Genomic DNA, 14,481 nt, shown 5'->3' with positions numbered 1-14,481 from the left:
TTCCCTTCTTTGTTATGGTATGCGTTTGGCAGGCTGAACCGGCATCGATGGCATGTCTTCCCCGGCGCTGGAGCCGCCAAGAAGCGGCCTGTCGGGATCGATGTCGGGAATGGCAGCAATGAGCGCCGCGGTATAGGGATGTTTCGGCCGGGCGAAGACCTCTTCAGAGAGGCCCTCCTCCACGATCTCGCCGTGATACATGACGACGACGCGTTCGCAGAGATTGCGGACGATCGCAAGGTCGTGGGCAATGAACATCAGCGTCAGGTTCATCTTCGCCGTCAGTTCGCGAAACAGCGCGATGATCTGCGCCTGGATCGTCACGTCGAGTGCAGCGACGCATTCATCGGCGATGACGAGTTTCGGATCGACCGCCAGCGCCCGGGCGATACCGGCACGCTGGCACTGACCGCCGCTCATGCTGCGCGGCTTGCGGTTTGCAAATTCACGATCGAGCCCGACGAGATCGAGCAACTCGCCGATCCGCGCCGGAATGTCCGCCGCCGGCACCTTGCCCTGAACCTTCAGCACTTCGCCCAGCATCTGGCCGACGGTCAGACGCGGGTTCAGCGCGTTATAAGGGTCCTGGAAGACCATGGCCGCCTCGCGGCGCAGCTTGGCGAGACCGGCCGTGCGCTGCTGCGCCAGGTTGATGCCATCGAAGGAAACATGGCCAGAAGAGATCGGGGTGAGACCAAGGACCGCGCGGGCCAGCGTGCTCTTGCCGCTGCCGGACTCCCCGACGATACCGATTGTTTCGCCGGGCATCACGCGAAGCGAGACGCCGGCTACGGCGCTGATTGTTTTGTTCCCTGCCTTGAACAGGCTGCCGCCGATCCTGAAGCGCACATGCAGATCATCGATTTCGAGCAGCGGCCGGACGGTTGCTTCCGCGGGCGCGGCCGCGGTTGCCGGCGAAGCCGCCTCGTCGGGCATCGAGGGATGACTGTGGATCAGGTTGATCGTGTAGGGATCCTGCGGCCGCGACAGGATCGTCCGCTTCGGGCCTTGTTCGAGAAGCTTGCCGTTGCGCATCACGGCAATGCGGTCGCAGGTCTGGGCGACGATGCCGAGGTCGTGGGTGATGAGGATGATCGACAGGCCGCGCTTTTCGCGTATCTCTAGCAGCAGCTTCAGGATTTGTGCCTGTATCGTCACATCAAGGGCCGTCGTCGGCTCATCGGCGATCAGGATCTTAGGGTTGCAGGAGAGCGCCACGCCGATCATGGCGCGCTGGCGCATGCCGCCCGAAAATTCGTGCGGATAGCTGTCATATTGCCTGATCGGATCGGGAAAGCCGACCTGGGTCAGGATCTCGACGGCAGCGGTTCGCGCTTCCCTGGCGCCAAGCCGCTGGTGATAGCGGATGCCCTCGGCAATCTGGTCGCCGATGCGCATCACCGGGTCCAGGTGGCTCGTCGGGTTCTGGAAGATCATGCCGATCTCGCCGCCGCGCACCTGAAGCATTTCGGCATCGCTGACCGCCGTCAGATCGCGGCCCTCGAGAAGGACCGTACCCTGCTCGATCTTGATCAGTGACGACGGCATCAGCCGCACCAGCGAGCGGCAAAGCAGGCTCTTGCCGGAGCCGCTTTCGCCGACGAGGCCGAGGATTTCACCCTTGGCAAGGTCGAGGGAGACACCGTCAATCAGGGTCCGCGTACCGCCGTCGAGATGGACCTTGACCGTCAGGTCGCGGACGGAAAGGACCGAGGCGCTCATTCGTGAACTCCAAGAAGTTCGCCGAGCGCATCACCCAGCATGCTGAAACCAAAGGCGAGGCAGACGATCGAAAGTCCGGGGAAGAGCGTGATCCACCATGCCGTGGTGATGAAGCTCTGTCCCTCGGCGACCATGACGCCCCATTCCGCGAGGGGCGGCTGTACGCCAAGGCCGAGATAGCTGACCGCCGCACCGCTGAGCAGTACCAGCGTGGCATCCGACATCGAGAAGACGATCGAACCCGCAATGGCGTTCGGCAGCAGGTGACGGAACATGATCCTGAAACGGCTGAAGCCGAGGCTGACGGCGGCGACCGCATAGTCGGAGCTCTTCAGCACCAGCATCTGCGCCCGGATCAGGCGGGCATAGGAAACCCAGCCCACCAGCGCCATGGCGATGTAGAAGCTGCTGAGCCCCGGCCCGAGAATGGCGATGATCGACAGCATCAGCACCAGGAACGGGAAGGCGAGGATGATATCGACGATGCGCATGAAGATGGCATCGACGATACCGCCGAAGAAGCCGGCGATGGTGCCGACCGTCGTGCCGATCAGGAACGGAAATAGCACGCCGATGACAGCGATCTGCAGGTCGATGCGGGTACCCCAGATGACGCGCGAGAGGATGTCGCGGCCGAAATTGTCCGTGCCGAACAGATGCGCCAATGACGGCGACTGCAGCCGCGCATCGGCATTCTGCAGGATCGGGTCATAGGGCGCGATGATGGGAGCTCCGAGCGCCAGAAGCAGGAAGAACAGGAGGACACCGGCGCCAATCACAAGCGTCAGGCGGCGGCCGAAAAAGCGGCGCCAGGCGATCGGTTGTGGGGAAAGAGTGCCGATGCTCATAGTTTTACCCGCGGATCGACGGCGACGGTGACGATGTCGGCCAGGAAATTGACGAGGACGGTGGCACACGCAAAAGTCATGGCCACGCCCTGGACGACCATGTAGTCACGCGAGAAGATGGCGCGGACCAGGAGCTGGCCCATGCCGGGCAGCGCAAAGACGCTCTCGACCACCACGGTGCCGCCGATCAGCCAGCCGATGTTGACGGCGAGAAGATTGATGGTCGGCACCAGAGAATTGGGCAGCACATGGCGCCAGAAGACGATGCTTTCAGGCATGCCACGGGCGCGGGCGGCGGTCGCGACGTCGGACTTCAGGGATTCGATCATCTCCGAGCGCAGGCTGCGGGTCAGCACCGTCGACAGCGACAAGGCCACAGTCAATGCCGGTAAAATCAGATGCGAAAGCTTGTCGCCGAGCGTGGTGCCGTAGCCCGATACCGGCAGGACGCCGAGTTCGACGCTGAAGAGAATGATCAGCATCAGGCCGAGCCAGAAGGGCGGAAAGCCGATCCCGAAGGTGGAGATGACGCGCACCGCATGATCGGGCGCACCGCCGGCATTGCGGGCGGCGATCGCGGACATCGGCACAGCGATCAGGATCGACAAGATGACGCTGGTCAGCACCAGTGCGATCGTCGGCTCGATGCGGGTGGCGATCAGTGGCAGGACGTCGATCTTGTAGAGGATAGACTTGCCCATCTCGCCATTGGCGAGGTTCTTCAGGAAATAGAAATATTGCAGCCACATCGGCTGATCGAGGCCGTATTGGGCGCGGATATTGGCAAGGGCGGTCGGTGTGGCGCGGGTGCCGAGAATATTGCGGGCCGGATCTCCGGGGATCAGGCGCACGAGAATGAAAGTGATAATGCTAATGCCGAAAATAACAGGCAGAAACTGAAATGGACGGGTCAATATGAATTTATAACGATGCATGGCGGCGCTGGCCCCCCTGTCTTGGCCGGGCTTCGATCTCCCTACACTGCATCAGCTTGCCCCATGCCGCGACAGGAAATCGGTGAGCGCCGGATAATAATCCTGCGGGTTCTCGTAAAAGGGCATGTGGCTGGCATTGGCGAAGACCTTGAGCTCGGCATTCGGCAGCGCGAGCTTCATCCGCAGCGCGCAGGCCGGCGTCAGTTCGTCATGCTCGCCGGTGGTGATCAGAACGGGCACGGTCACGCGCGACAGATCGGGAATGCGGTTCCAGTCCTTCAGGTTGCCGATATAGAGAAACTCGTTCGGGCCCTGCATCGTCTCGTAGGGACCCATGTTCCAGTCGTCGAGCGAGCGGCGAACGGGTGCCGGCCATTCCGGAAGACGGCAGACGTGGCGATAGTTGAGGATCGTGACGGCAGCCAGATATTCGGGGTGATTGTAGGTGCCTTGCGCCTCGTGCTTCTGCATCATCGACACCGTTTCCGGGCCGAGCGCGGCGCGCAGCCGCTCCAGCTCCAGGATCAGATGCGGCATGTCGGCGACAGTATCTTCGAGGATCAGCGTCTGGAGATTTTCGGGATAAGTCAGCGCATAGTCGATCGCCAGCCAGCCGCCCCAGGAGTGGCCGAGCATGTGAACCTTGCCGAGGCCGAGCGCCTTGCGTACGGTTTCGGTCTCCTCGACATAGCGGCCGATCGTCCAGAGTGACGGATCTGCCGGGCGATCGGACGAGCCGGTTCCGAGCTGGTCGAAGGCGACGACGCGGTAGCCCTGGTCGATGAGGCAGGAATGGGCTTCGCGGAGATAATCGCAGGGCAGGCCGGGGCCGCCATTCAGGCAGAAAACCGTTTCGCTTCCGCCGCCGAAGCTGTAGGCGACGACCTTATGGCCGTCGACCTCAATTTCATGTCGCGCCTCAGGCTCGATTTCACGCCACATTGACCGCTCCGGCAGAAGATTTCGCTTGCTCAATAATTGGGCATGGCTAAATTTTTATCTTAAACCGCAGTCTTTGCCAGCTATAAGAAGTGATAGGTGTGAGCCACCGATGGAGCCTGCCATGCTTGACGAGATCGGCACGATCAGACGGCAATTCTCAGCCCACCAGACCTTGGAGGGGCGGATCGACCAGGTTTTCGAGGCCATGAAGCAGCTCGGCTTCGAGGCGCTGATCTACGATTACACGCCGGTTCCCTATGATCTTGACGGCGCGGTGATGATCCCCTCGTTGCTGAAGCTGCGCAACATCTCCGAGGATATGCGGGAATACTGGTTCGACCGCGGCTATTTCCGCATCGATCCGGTACAGCAGGTGGCGTTGCGCACCTCCGCCCCGTTCTATTGGAACTATAACGCGGACGCCGACACGCCGATCAGCCGCTTCATGAGCGACGACACGGCGCCTGTGACGCGCTATCTCAGCGAGCGGGACATGTCGACGGGAGTGACGGTGCCCGTGCATATGCCCGGCGGTGACTATGCCACGGTGACCGGGATCCGCTACGGCGCCAACGGCGATTTCGAGCGGCATGCCCTGCGCTATATCGCCGATTTTAACCTGCTGGCCCATGTCTTCCACGAGGCGGCCTTCTCGCTGTTCGATGCCGAGGCGCGCAGCGTCGGCAAGATCCGGCTGACGGTGCGTGAGCGGGAATGTTTGCGCTATTCGGCGGAGGGACTATCGGCCAAGGAGATCTCACGGATCATCGACCGCTCTGTGCCGACGGTGGTCATGCATCTGAACGCCGCGGCCAAGAAGCTCGGCGCCCGCAACCGTACACAGGCGGTCGTGCGCGCCACGCATTACCGGCTTCTCGACGAGCGTCCATCCTATAACTTCTGATAGCTGCCTTCGGCTTTGCGGCGACGCTATGCTTTTTCCATCATTGCCCCAGATGGAGACGCCAGTGGCCGCCGTTCAGACGACAGAAGCCTATCTGCCCTTTCGCGAATACCGCACCTGGTACCGCATCACCGGTTCGCTCGATAGCGGAAAGCTACCGCTCGTCGTTGCCCACGGTGGCCCGGGCTGCACACACGACTATGTCGATTCCTTCAAGGGCATCGCCGCCCTCGATGGCCGCGCGGTGATCCACTACGACCAGCTCGGCAACGGCCATTCGACGCGGCTGCCGGACAAGGGGCCGGATTTTTGGACCCCGGCGCTCTTCCTCGAAGAACTCGATGCGCTCTTGAAACATCTTGGCATACAGGATCGCTATGCCTTTCTCGGCCAAAGCTGGGGCGGCATGCTCGGTGCCGAACATGCGGTCCGCCAACCGAAGGGGCTGAAGGCGCTGGTCATCGCCAATTCGCCGGCCAACATGCATACCTGGGTCGCCGAGGCCAACCGGTTGCGCCAAGAGCTGCCGCAGGATGTGCAGGATACGCTGCTGAAGCATGAAGACGCCGGGACGATCACTGACCCAGAATATATTGCCGCCTCGCGTGTCTTCTATGACCGCCATGTTTGCCGCGTGACGCCCTGGCCAGACGATGTGGCCCGCACCTTCGCGGCGATGGACGAGGACAATACCGTTTATCGCAACATGAATGGCCCAACCGAATTCCATGTCATCGGCACGATGAAGGACTGGACCATCGAGGATCGCTTGCCGCTGATCGAGGCGCCGACACTGCTGATATCAGGCAAATACGACGAGGCGACGCCGCTGGTCGTCAAGCCCTATGTCGACCGCGTCAGGAGCTGCGAATGGGTGCTCTTCGAGCATTCCAGCCATATGCCGCATGTCGAGGAAAAGGAGCTTTGCCTCGCCACCGTCTCTGGCTTCCTATCGAAATACGACTGACCATCAGGCTGTGAGATCGTCGACCTTGCGGGCGAGGTCGGCGATATAGGCCTTGGTCGAGAGGTCCGATCCTGTCGCGTCCCGCAACAATTGGCTGGCGCTCTTCGAGCGGCCGAACTGATGGATGTTCTCATTCAGCCACGTCTTCAACGGCAGGTAATCGCCAGTCTCCAGCCCATCGGCAATCGCCTTCTCCTTGCTGGCGGCGGCGAAGAACTGCGACGACATGATGTTGCCGATCGTATAGGTCGGGAAGGAGCCGACCATGCCCGAGGACCAGTGGACGTCCTGCAGTACGCCGAGCGTGTCGGAGGGCACCTCAAGGCCGAGATAGAACTTGATCTTCTCCCGCCAGATCGCGGGAAGATCGCCGACACGGATTTCGCCATCCATCAGTCCGGCCTCTATCTCTGAGCGCAGCATGATGTGCATGTCATAGGTCAGCTCATCAGCCTCGACGCGGATGAAGCCGGGGCGGGCGGCGTTGACGGCCCGCCAGAAGTCCTCCGCAGTCACGTCGGCGAGTTGATCGGGGAAGGTTTTCTGCAGATCGGCGAAGTTCAGCTCCCAGAACCGGCGCGAGCGGCCTACGCGATTTTCCCAGAGGCGCGACTGCGATTCATGCGTACCGAAACTGGTGCCGCCGACGGCGTAGAGATTGACGAAATCGGTCGTGAAGACGGAGCGGTTGAACTCCTCGGCGATACCCTGCTCATAGATGCCGTGCCCGGCCTCGTGCCAGACGGCGAAGAGGCCGCCGGGCAGCCAGCTCTCGCGGAAGCGGCCGGTGATGCGGACATCCGAGCGGGTGAAGGAGATCTCGAAGGGGTGGACGGTGTCGTCGAGACGGCCTCGGTCGAAGTCATAGCCGAAGCGGCTGGAGATCAGGCTGGAGAAGGTGCGCTGTTTCTCCACCGGGTAGGCACGGTCGAGAATTTCGGAGCGGACCTTGGCTTCCTTGGCGCGTGCGAGCAGCGGCAGCAAGCCATCACCCAGTTCGCCATAGATCGTGCGCAACCGCGACCAGGTCATACCGGGCTCGTAGGTGCCGACAAGCGCATCATAGGGATGCTCGGCATAGCCAATTGACGCAGCGATCTCGCGCTGCATCTCCATGGTCCGTTCCAGCATCGGCGCGAAGGCCGCGAAGTCATTGGAGGCGCGGGCCCTGCTCCAGGCAGCCTGGGCAACGGTCTTCAGCTCGGCGGCGTCGCTGACCAGTTTTGCCGGGATGCGCGCGAGAGTGCCGATCGCCTCGGCCGCCTGCTCGACAGCCAGCTTGCGGTGATCGCCGTATGCTGCCCCCTTGAGCTCTGAGCGGGCATCCTCGATGGCGCGCTGGAGGCTATCGCCGGTCGCGAGATCGCGGGCGAGCCCGACCAGCGTGGCGATTTGCTTGCCGCGGGCATCGACGCCGCCCGGCGGCATCATGGTGCGGGCATCCCAGGTCAAGAGGTTCACGGCGCAGAGCACGTCGTTGATCCTGGCGATTTCGCTTTCGAAGCTGGCATAGGTCATCGTCTCAAATCCTTATTGCGCCGGAACGGCGCCGAAATCCTCGAGGTGGCAGGCGGCCAACTGGCCAAGCCCGCGGGGCGTCAAAAGCGGGCGCTCGATCCGGCAGCGGTCGAAGGCGTGCGGACAGCGGCTGGCGAAGGCGCAGCCGGGCGGCACGTCGAGCGGGCTCGGCAGTTCGCCGCGCGCAGCAACCGCGCGGCTGCGGCGCGATGGATCGAGCTCGGGTGCGGCATCGAGCAGCGCCTTCGAATAGGGATGGCGCGGGGCGGTGAACAGCGCTTCCGAAGTGCTGACCTCAACGACCTGTCCGAGATACATCACCGCGACACGATGCGAGATGTGGCGCACCAGTCTCAGATCATGGGCGACGAAGACGACGGTCAGGTGCAGCTGTTCCTGCAATTGCAGCAGCAGATTGACGACCTGTGCCTGCACCGAGACATCGAGTGCCGAGACCAGCTCGTCCGCCACGATCACCTCAGGCTCGACGGCAAGCGCCCGGGCGATGCCGATGCGCTGGCGCTGGCCGCCGGAGAATTCGTGCGGGTAGCGGCCGGCGGCATCCTGCGGCAACCGGACCAGTTCCAGCAGTTCGGCGATGCGGTGCGGGATTTCCGCCTTCGGGCGCATCTTGTGGACCGAAAGCGCTTCACCCAAAATCTGCGATACGGTCATGCGCGGGTTTAGCGAGCCGTAGGGATCCTGAAAGATCATCTGCACACGGCGGTTGAAGGCGCGCCGGTCACCGCCGCGCAGGCGGGCGATATCCTTGCCCTCGAAGCGGATCGCGCCGCCATCCGGCTCATGGAGCCGCACGAGGCAGCGGGCGAGGGTGGACTTGCCGCAGCCGGATTCACCGACGATGCCAAGCGTCTCGCCACGATGGATTTCGAGCGTCACGTCGCGCAGTGCCTGGACAGCAAACGGCGGCTTGCCCTGAAGCCGTCGCGTCAGCGAGTAGGGGCCTGCGAAGCGCTTGGAGATGCTGTCGATTGACAGGATAGGAAGTGTCGCGTTCACAGGATCGCCTCCGCTGCTGCCACTTGGAGGTGATGGAAACAGGCGACAGCCCGTCCGGGTTCGCCGACAGTCTCCAGCGGCGGCCGTTCCTTGCGACACAGGTCGGTCGCGAAGGTGCAGCGCGGATGGAAGGCGCATCCTTCGGGCAGGTTGGTGAGGCTCGGCGGMGTACCTTCGATCGATTGCAGAACGGTGCGCGCAGCACCCGAGCGCGGCACGGAACCGAGCAGGCCGCGCGTATAGGGATGGTGTGGCTTGCTGAAGACATCGGTCACCGTGCCGGTCTCGACGATCCGCCCGGCATACATCACCGCCATCCGGTCGCAGGTGGCGGCGACGACGCCGAGATCGTGGGTGACGAGCACGACGCTCATCGACAGACGGTCGCGCAGATCGAGCAGCAGTTTGAGAATCTGGTCCTGGATGGTGACGTCGAGCGCGGTCGTCGGCTCGTCGGCGAGCAGCAGCTTGGGGGAGCAGGCAAGCGCGATGGCGATCATGGCGCGCTGGCGCATACCGCCGGAGAACTGATGCGGATATTCCTGCAGGCGCCGCTCGGCGGCGGGGATGCCGACGATGTTCATCAGTTCCAGCGCGCGTGCTTTCCGGTCGCGGGCATTGAGCGTCGTATGGGCAACGAGGTTCTCCTCGATCTGCACGCCGACGGGCAGAACCGGATTGAGTGCCGTCATCGGCTCCTGAAAGATCATGGCGATCTCGCCGCCACGCACCTTGCGCAGTTCCTCGGCCGGCATGGCGACGAGATCGCGCCCGTGCCACTCGACACGGCCGCTGACATGGCCGGGCTCGCGGATCAGTCGCATGATCGAGCGCAGCGTGACGCTCTTGCCGGAGCCGGATTCGCCGACGAGGCCGACGACTTCGCCGGGTGCCACGTCGAAATCGACATCGGCGGCGGCGATTGCCTGGCCGCGCGGTGTATCAAAAGTGGTCGTCAGGCCGCGGACGATCAGCCCGCTGTTTGCGCTGGCTGCGCCCATCATCGTCTGACCCTCAACAGTTCGGCAACACCGTCCCCGGCCAGACTGAAACCGAGGCCGGTGATGACGATCGCGACGCCGGGGAAGACCGAAATCCACCAGGCGGTGTTCATGAAGTTCTTGCCGTCGGCGATCTGCACGCCCCATTCGGCCGCCGGCGGTTGCGCCCCGAGGCCTAGATACCCAAGGCTGGAACCGAGCAGGATGGCGAGCGCCATGTCGGTCATCCAGTAAACGATCGCTGGCGTGATGGCGTTCGGCAGCAGATGACGAAAGACGATGCGCAGCGGCGCGTAGCCCATGACCCTGCCGGCATCGGCATAGTCGAGCCGCTTCTGCACCTTGATTTCGGAGGCGACGAGACGGGCATAGAAGACCCAGCCGACGACGCCGACGGCGACATACATGTTGCCGAGACCGGGGCCGAGCACCGAGACAATGGCAATGACGAGCACGAGGAACGGGAAGGTGATCGTCGCATCGACGATGCGCCCGAAGATCGCCTCCCAGATGCCGCCGACATAGCCGATAAAGGCGCCGATGATGGTTCCGAAGATGAACGGCCCGATGGTGGCGAAGAGGGCGATCTGCATATCGAGCGTATAGGCGTGGATGACGCGCGACAGCACATCCCGGCCAAAGCTGTCAGTGCCGAAGGGATGCGCCCAGCTCGGCGGCTTCAGCAGCGCGTTGTAGTCGAAGGCGACGGGATCGTAGGGGGCCAAGAGCGACGGCCAGATCGCCAGGATCAGGCTGAGACCGAGAATGATGCCGCCGGAGATCAGCGAGCGGGGGAGTTTGCGCCAGCGGAGCGTGGGGCGGGCGGCTTTGGCCGCTTCGGCACTCATCGGGCTATCCTCGGGTCGAGCCAGGCCTGGACGATGTCGGTGACCAGGAAGGTTAGCGAGACCAGGATGGCAAGCGCGATCGTCAGGCCCTGCAGCACCGGATAGTCGCGGCCGTAGATACTGTCGATCAAGAGGCGGCCGGCGCCGGGGACGGCAAAGACGGTCTCCGTGATGACGGCGCCGCCAAACAGCGAGCCGATCTGCAGGCCGAACAGCGTCACCGTGGAGATTAGCGCATTGCGCAGGATATGGCGTGTGAGGATCACGCGCGAGCGCAGGCCCTTTGCGGTGGCGAAATCGACATATTCGGCATTCATGACGCCGATGATCGAGGCGCGCAGATTGCGCATCAGCACGGCGGCAAAACTCAGTGCCAGCGTCAGCGCCGGCAGGAAGAGATGATAGAGGCGGTCGCCGAAGGTCTCTCCATAGCCGCCGACCGGAAAGATCTTCAGCTGGGCGGCAAATACGGTCAGCAATATGATGCCGACATAGAAGACCGGCATCGATAGGCCGACCTGGAAAGTGCCGCGGATGATGCTGTCGGGAAGCTGCTCGCGCTTCAGCGCCGCGACGAAGGCAAGCGGCACGGCAAGGACGAGGGCGATCACTGCCGACATCAGGGTGAGCATCAGGGTGACTGGCAGGCGCTGCAGGATCAGCGACATGACGGAGACCTTGAGGCCGATCGAGTTGCCGAGATCACCGGTGAAAATGCGCTCGACGTAATAGAGAAACTGGATCGGCAGCGGCTGATCGAGGCCGAGCTGCCGATTGATGCGCTCGACATCGGCATCAAGGGCGCGGTCGCCGATCATGGCGCTGGCCGGATCGCCGGGCAACAGGCGCACAAGAACGAAAGTGACGATGAGAATGAAGATCACCGTCGGGATCATCTGCAGTATGCGGCGGATAATAAAACTGAAAAGGGGCAATAGCCGCTCCTGGTCTTCCTCTGGTCGAAAAAGGCCGCGGGCCTCGCACTGAGGCCCGCGCAGCAGGCTGGGTCAGGCTTTACTTGTCCTTCCAGGTCTTGGCGAAGATGTTGTTGCCAAGCGGGATCTGCAGGAAGCCGTGAACCTTCTTGCTCAGAGCGACCGGATAGGGCGTCTCATAGAGCGAAACGATCGGCCCCTGATCGTTGTAGATCTCCTGCATCTTCGCATATTGCTCGGCGCGCTTCTTGGGATCCATTTCCTTCTGCGACGCTTCGAACAGCAGGTCGGCCTCATCGTTCTTCCAGCCGGTATGAAGCGCGTCGATCGTCTTGGAATAGACGAAGTAGGAGGTGATCTCGTTCGGATCGGCGATATCGTCGGTCCAGGCGGCGTTGCGCATCACGAAGGTGCCGTCGCGATATTGCTGGGTGCGGGTCGGGTTGTCGACCTGCTGCAATTCGAGCTTGATGCCGATCTGCGCCCACATCTGCTGCAGCGCCGTGGAGATCCCGACTTCATCCTGATTGCCGGCGAGCACGAGGATGCTGGTCGAGAAACCGTTTTCGAAGCCGGCTTCCTTCATCAGGCTCTTCGCCTTTTCGAGATCATAGGGATAGAGCGGCTTATCGCCGACATGCAGCGGAGTGGCCGTCGACATGTACGAAGTCTGAGGCGTACCGACGCCATGGGTGACGATCTGGATGATCGCATCCTTGTTGACGGCATAGTTCATCGCCTGGCGAACCTTGACGTTGGACAGCGGATTGTCCTTGCCGGCGAGTTGCGGGCGCACGTTGAGCGTAATGTATTCGACGCGGGTCGAGGGGAAGAGCTCCATGTCGAGATTGCCAGCCGATTTCAGTTCTTCGACGCGGGAGTAGGGAATGAATTCGGCGCCGTCGATCTCGCCCGAGGTCAGCTTCAGGATGCGGGTCGCGTCATCGGGGATCAGCTCGAAATCGATACCGTCGAGATAGGGCAGCGGTTTGCCGTCCTCGCCCTTGCCCCAGTAATATTCGTTGCGCACCAGCTTCATGCTGGAGCCGCGATCCCAGGATTTCAGCATGAACGGGCCGGAGCCGACGGGATGCTCGGCAAAGGCCTTGGCCTTTTCTTCCTCGGTCGCGCCGGGCGAGGCCTCGAAAGCCTTCTTCGGCAGGATACCGGTGTTGAACACGGTCAGCGCCGCCAGGATGGCGGGATCGGGATGCTTGAGCTTGACCGTGACGGTCTTGTCGCCTTCCGTCGTCACATCATCGATGGACTCGATCATGAAGCCCCAGATGCCGTTGTCCTTCTTAGAGGCTCTCTTCAGCGACCAAGCGACGTCTTCCGGGGTGATCGGCGAGCCGTCGGAGAACTTGATGCCGTCGCGCAGGGTCAGCGTCACGCTCATGCCGTCGTCGGCAAGCTTGTAGTCGCTGGCGAGACCCGGCTGCACACCCTTGCCGTCATCCGTCGGCAGCAGCAGCGTGTCGTAGAGGTTGGAGAGGATCCAGATATCGACGTTGGCGTCGTTCAGCACCGGATCGAGGAACAGGCTGTCAGCATAGCGGCCGTAGGTCATTGTGCCGCCGCGCTCCAGGGCAAATGCAGAAACCCCGGTGCTTAGCAAAACTGCAGCGGCAATGGCCGCCCGAGCGATCATTCTCATGGCATTCCCCTTTTATATCTAGTCTGACTGTTATTATTGGCTATAACGATTTCACGCAGCAAAATGACTGTCAACCAGTTTTTATGCGACAACCCTAAGACGCTTCACTTGCCTGCAAGCGGATTTCGAGCTAACCGTTATATATAAATAGAACAGCTAGCCGAACGTATCTCATGGATTTCTTCATCGACCGGGATTTGCCAGTTCCGCTGCGCACGCAGCTTCAGGGGCTTATCGAATACGGTATCGCCTGCGGCGAACTGGCGCCCGGCGAGGCCCTGCCTTCGGTCAGAGAGCTGGCCGAGAAGGTCGGTGTGGCGCCGATGACGGTCAGCCAGGTCTATGCTGATCTCAAGGCTGCGGGGCTGATCGATACGCGCCCCGGTTCCGGTACTTTCGTCAGCGACAGTCACCAGGCACGGCTGGCAGCCCGCGCCGATACCAGCGACTTGCATCTGCATATCGACCAGCTGATCGACGAGAGCCAGCGGCTTGGCATCCGCACCGCCGATCTGGTGTCACTCGTCAATGCAAGGGCGTTTTACCGCGACAGCATCGGTCCGCGGCTGCGGATCGTCATGATCGGCATTTTTCAGGACGCGACGGCAAGCTATGCGCGGTTCATCGCCGCGCGCCTCGGCCGCGATGTGACGGTCGAACCGCTGACGGTCTCGGCGATCGAGCGCGATCCGGCGGCCAAGGCACGTGCGAATTCTGCCGATCTTGCGGTTACTTTCGCAAACCGCCACCGCGAAGTGGCGACACTGGTCGCCAATACCAAGGTGGTGACGATCAGCTTCACGCCGTCGGAAGAGACGCGCCGGGCGCTCGCTTCGCTGGATTCACTGGCCTCGATCGCCGTCATTTCGCGCTTCCCGGATTTCCTGCCGATCATGAAGACTGGCGTGCAGCGCTTCGCCCCGCATGTCAGCGAAATTGCCGCGACGACGCTGGAGGCGGCGGGACTGGAAGATCTGCTCTCGAAGGTCTCCGTCGTCATCTATGCATCCGGCGCCGAAAGCGTCACCGGCCTGCTGCCCGAGGGCGCGCAGGCCATCGAATACCGCCATGCCCCCGATACTGCCGATATCGAGCGGGTGATCGTGCCGATCATCCGCGCGGCCAGCGTGCAGGCGCAGGGCGAGGAAAGCCCGACACGGAACGAAGCCGACGCGAAGGTCTAG

13 protein-coding genes are annotated in these 14,481 nt (G+C 62.3%); 3 read left to right on the top strand and 10 right to left on the bottom strand.

Going from position 1 to position 14,481, the window contains the following annotated elements; translation table 11 throughout:
* Positions 1-12: 12 nt before the first annotated feature.
* The 4 genes from AC1DNK_RS28335 to AC1DNK_RS28320 are packed head-to-tail and all read right to left on the bottom strand — an operon-like array spanning position 13 to position 4,447.
* The gene (locus AC1DNK_RS28335) at positions 13-1,722 is read right to left on the bottom strand and encodes a dipeptide ABC transporter ATP-binding protein (protein ID WP_477944431.1); all 1,710 of its coding nucleotides are present in this window, start codon (positions 1,720-1,722) and stop codon (positions 13-15) included.
* Positions 1,719-2,570 (bottom strand): ABC transporter permease, encoded by an 852-nt coding sequence (locus tag AC1DNK_RS28330; protein ID WP_477944429.1) that lies wholly within the window; start codon positions 2,568-2,570, stop codon positions 1,719-1,721. The genes AC1DNK_RS28335 and AC1DNK_RS28330 overlap by 4 nt, the downstream gene beginning before the upstream one ends.
* Positions 2,567-3,505 carry an ABC transporter permease gene (locus AC1DNK_RS28325; protein ID WP_477944427.1) on the bottom strand — a complete coding sequence of 313 codons (939 nt, stop codon included), beginning with the start codon at positions 3,503-3,505 and terminating at the stop codon, positions 2,567-2,569. The genes AC1DNK_RS28330 and AC1DNK_RS28325 overlap by 4 nt, the downstream gene beginning before the upstream one ends.
* A gap of 51 nt (positions 3,506-3,556) precedes the next feature.
* Entirely contained in the window at positions 3,557-4,447 is an 891-nt protein-coding gene (locus AC1DNK_RS28320; RefSeq protein WP_477944426.1) for a proline iminopeptidase-family hydrolase, read from the bottom strand.
* Between the two features lie 121 nt (positions 4,448-4,568).
* Here AC1DNK_RS28320 and AC1DNK_RS28315 point away from each other — a divergent pair, with 121 nt between their 5' ends.
* Positions 4,569-5,351: a LuxR family transcriptional regulator gene (locus tag AC1DNK_RS28315; protein ID WP_477944424.1), complete on the top strand. Its 783-nt coding sequence runs from the start codon at positions 4,569-4,571 to the stop codon at positions 5,349-5,351.
* A 52-nt stretch (positions 5,352-5,403) separates the two neighbouring features.
* Positions 5,404-6,318, top strand: coding sequence for a proline iminopeptidase-family hydrolase (locus AC1DNK_RS28310; RefSeq protein ID WP_477944467.1), 915 nt, complete (start codon positions 5,404-5,406; stop codon positions 6,316-6,318).
* Between the two features lie 3 nt (positions 6,319-6,321).
* Here AC1DNK_RS28310 and AC1DNK_RS28305 read toward each other — a convergent pair whose 3' ends face one another.
* From AC1DNK_RS28305 to AC1DNK_RS28280, 6 genes are all read right to left on the bottom strand, one after another.
* A complete protein-coding gene (locus tag AC1DNK_RS28305; RefSeq protein WP_477944422.1) occupies positions 6,322-7,836 on the bottom strand; it encodes a carboxypeptidase M32 in 1,515 nt (504 codons plus the stop codon).
* 12 nt (positions 7,837-7,848) lie between these two features.
* On the bottom strand, positions 7,849-8,856 hold the full coding sequence (locus AC1DNK_RS28300; protein WP_477944420.1) for an ABC transporter ATP-binding protein: 1,008 nt from the start codon (positions 8,854-8,856) through the stop codon (positions 7,849-7,851).
* Complete coding sequence (locus AC1DNK_RS28295) at positions 8,853-9,860, bottom strand: ABC transporter ATP-binding protein (protein ID WP_477944418.1); 1,008 nt, start codon at positions 9,858-9,860, stop codon at positions 8,853-8,855. The genes AC1DNK_RS28300 and AC1DNK_RS28295 overlap by 4 nt, the downstream gene beginning before the upstream one ends.
* Complete coding sequence (locus AC1DNK_RS28290; protein WP_477944417.1) at positions 9,857-10,705, bottom strand: ABC transporter permease; 849 nt, start codon at positions 10,703-10,705, stop codon at positions 9,857-9,859. The genes AC1DNK_RS28295 and AC1DNK_RS28290 overlap by 4 nt, the downstream gene beginning before the upstream one ends.
* Positions 10,702-11,640, bottom strand: coding sequence for an ABC transporter permease (locus tag AC1DNK_RS28285; protein ID WP_477944416.1), 939 nt, complete (start codon positions 11,638-11,640; stop codon positions 10,702-10,704). Before AC1DNK_RS28285 ends, AC1DNK_RS28290 begins: the two co-directional genes overlap by 4 nt.
* 79 nt (positions 11,641-11,719) lie before the next feature.
* Positions 11,720-13,297, bottom strand: coding sequence for an ABC transporter substrate-binding protein (locus tag AC1DNK_RS28280; RefSeq protein WP_477944414.1), 1,578 nt, complete (start codon positions 13,295-13,297; stop codon positions 11,720-11,722).
* 173 nt (positions 13,298-13,470) lie between these two features.
* Between AC1DNK_RS28280 and AC1DNK_RS28275 the strand changes: the two genes are divergently transcribed.
* Positions 13,471-14,481: a GntR family transcriptional regulator gene (locus AC1DNK_RS28275; RefSeq protein WP_477944412.1), complete on the top strand. Its 1,011-nt coding sequence runs from the start codon at positions 13,471-13,473 to the stop codon at positions 14,479-14,481.

The sequence above is a fragment of the Rhizobium sp. 01N424 genome (genome assembly GCF_056399485.1).
This window is presented reverse-complemented; position numbering and strand designations above follow the sequence as displayed.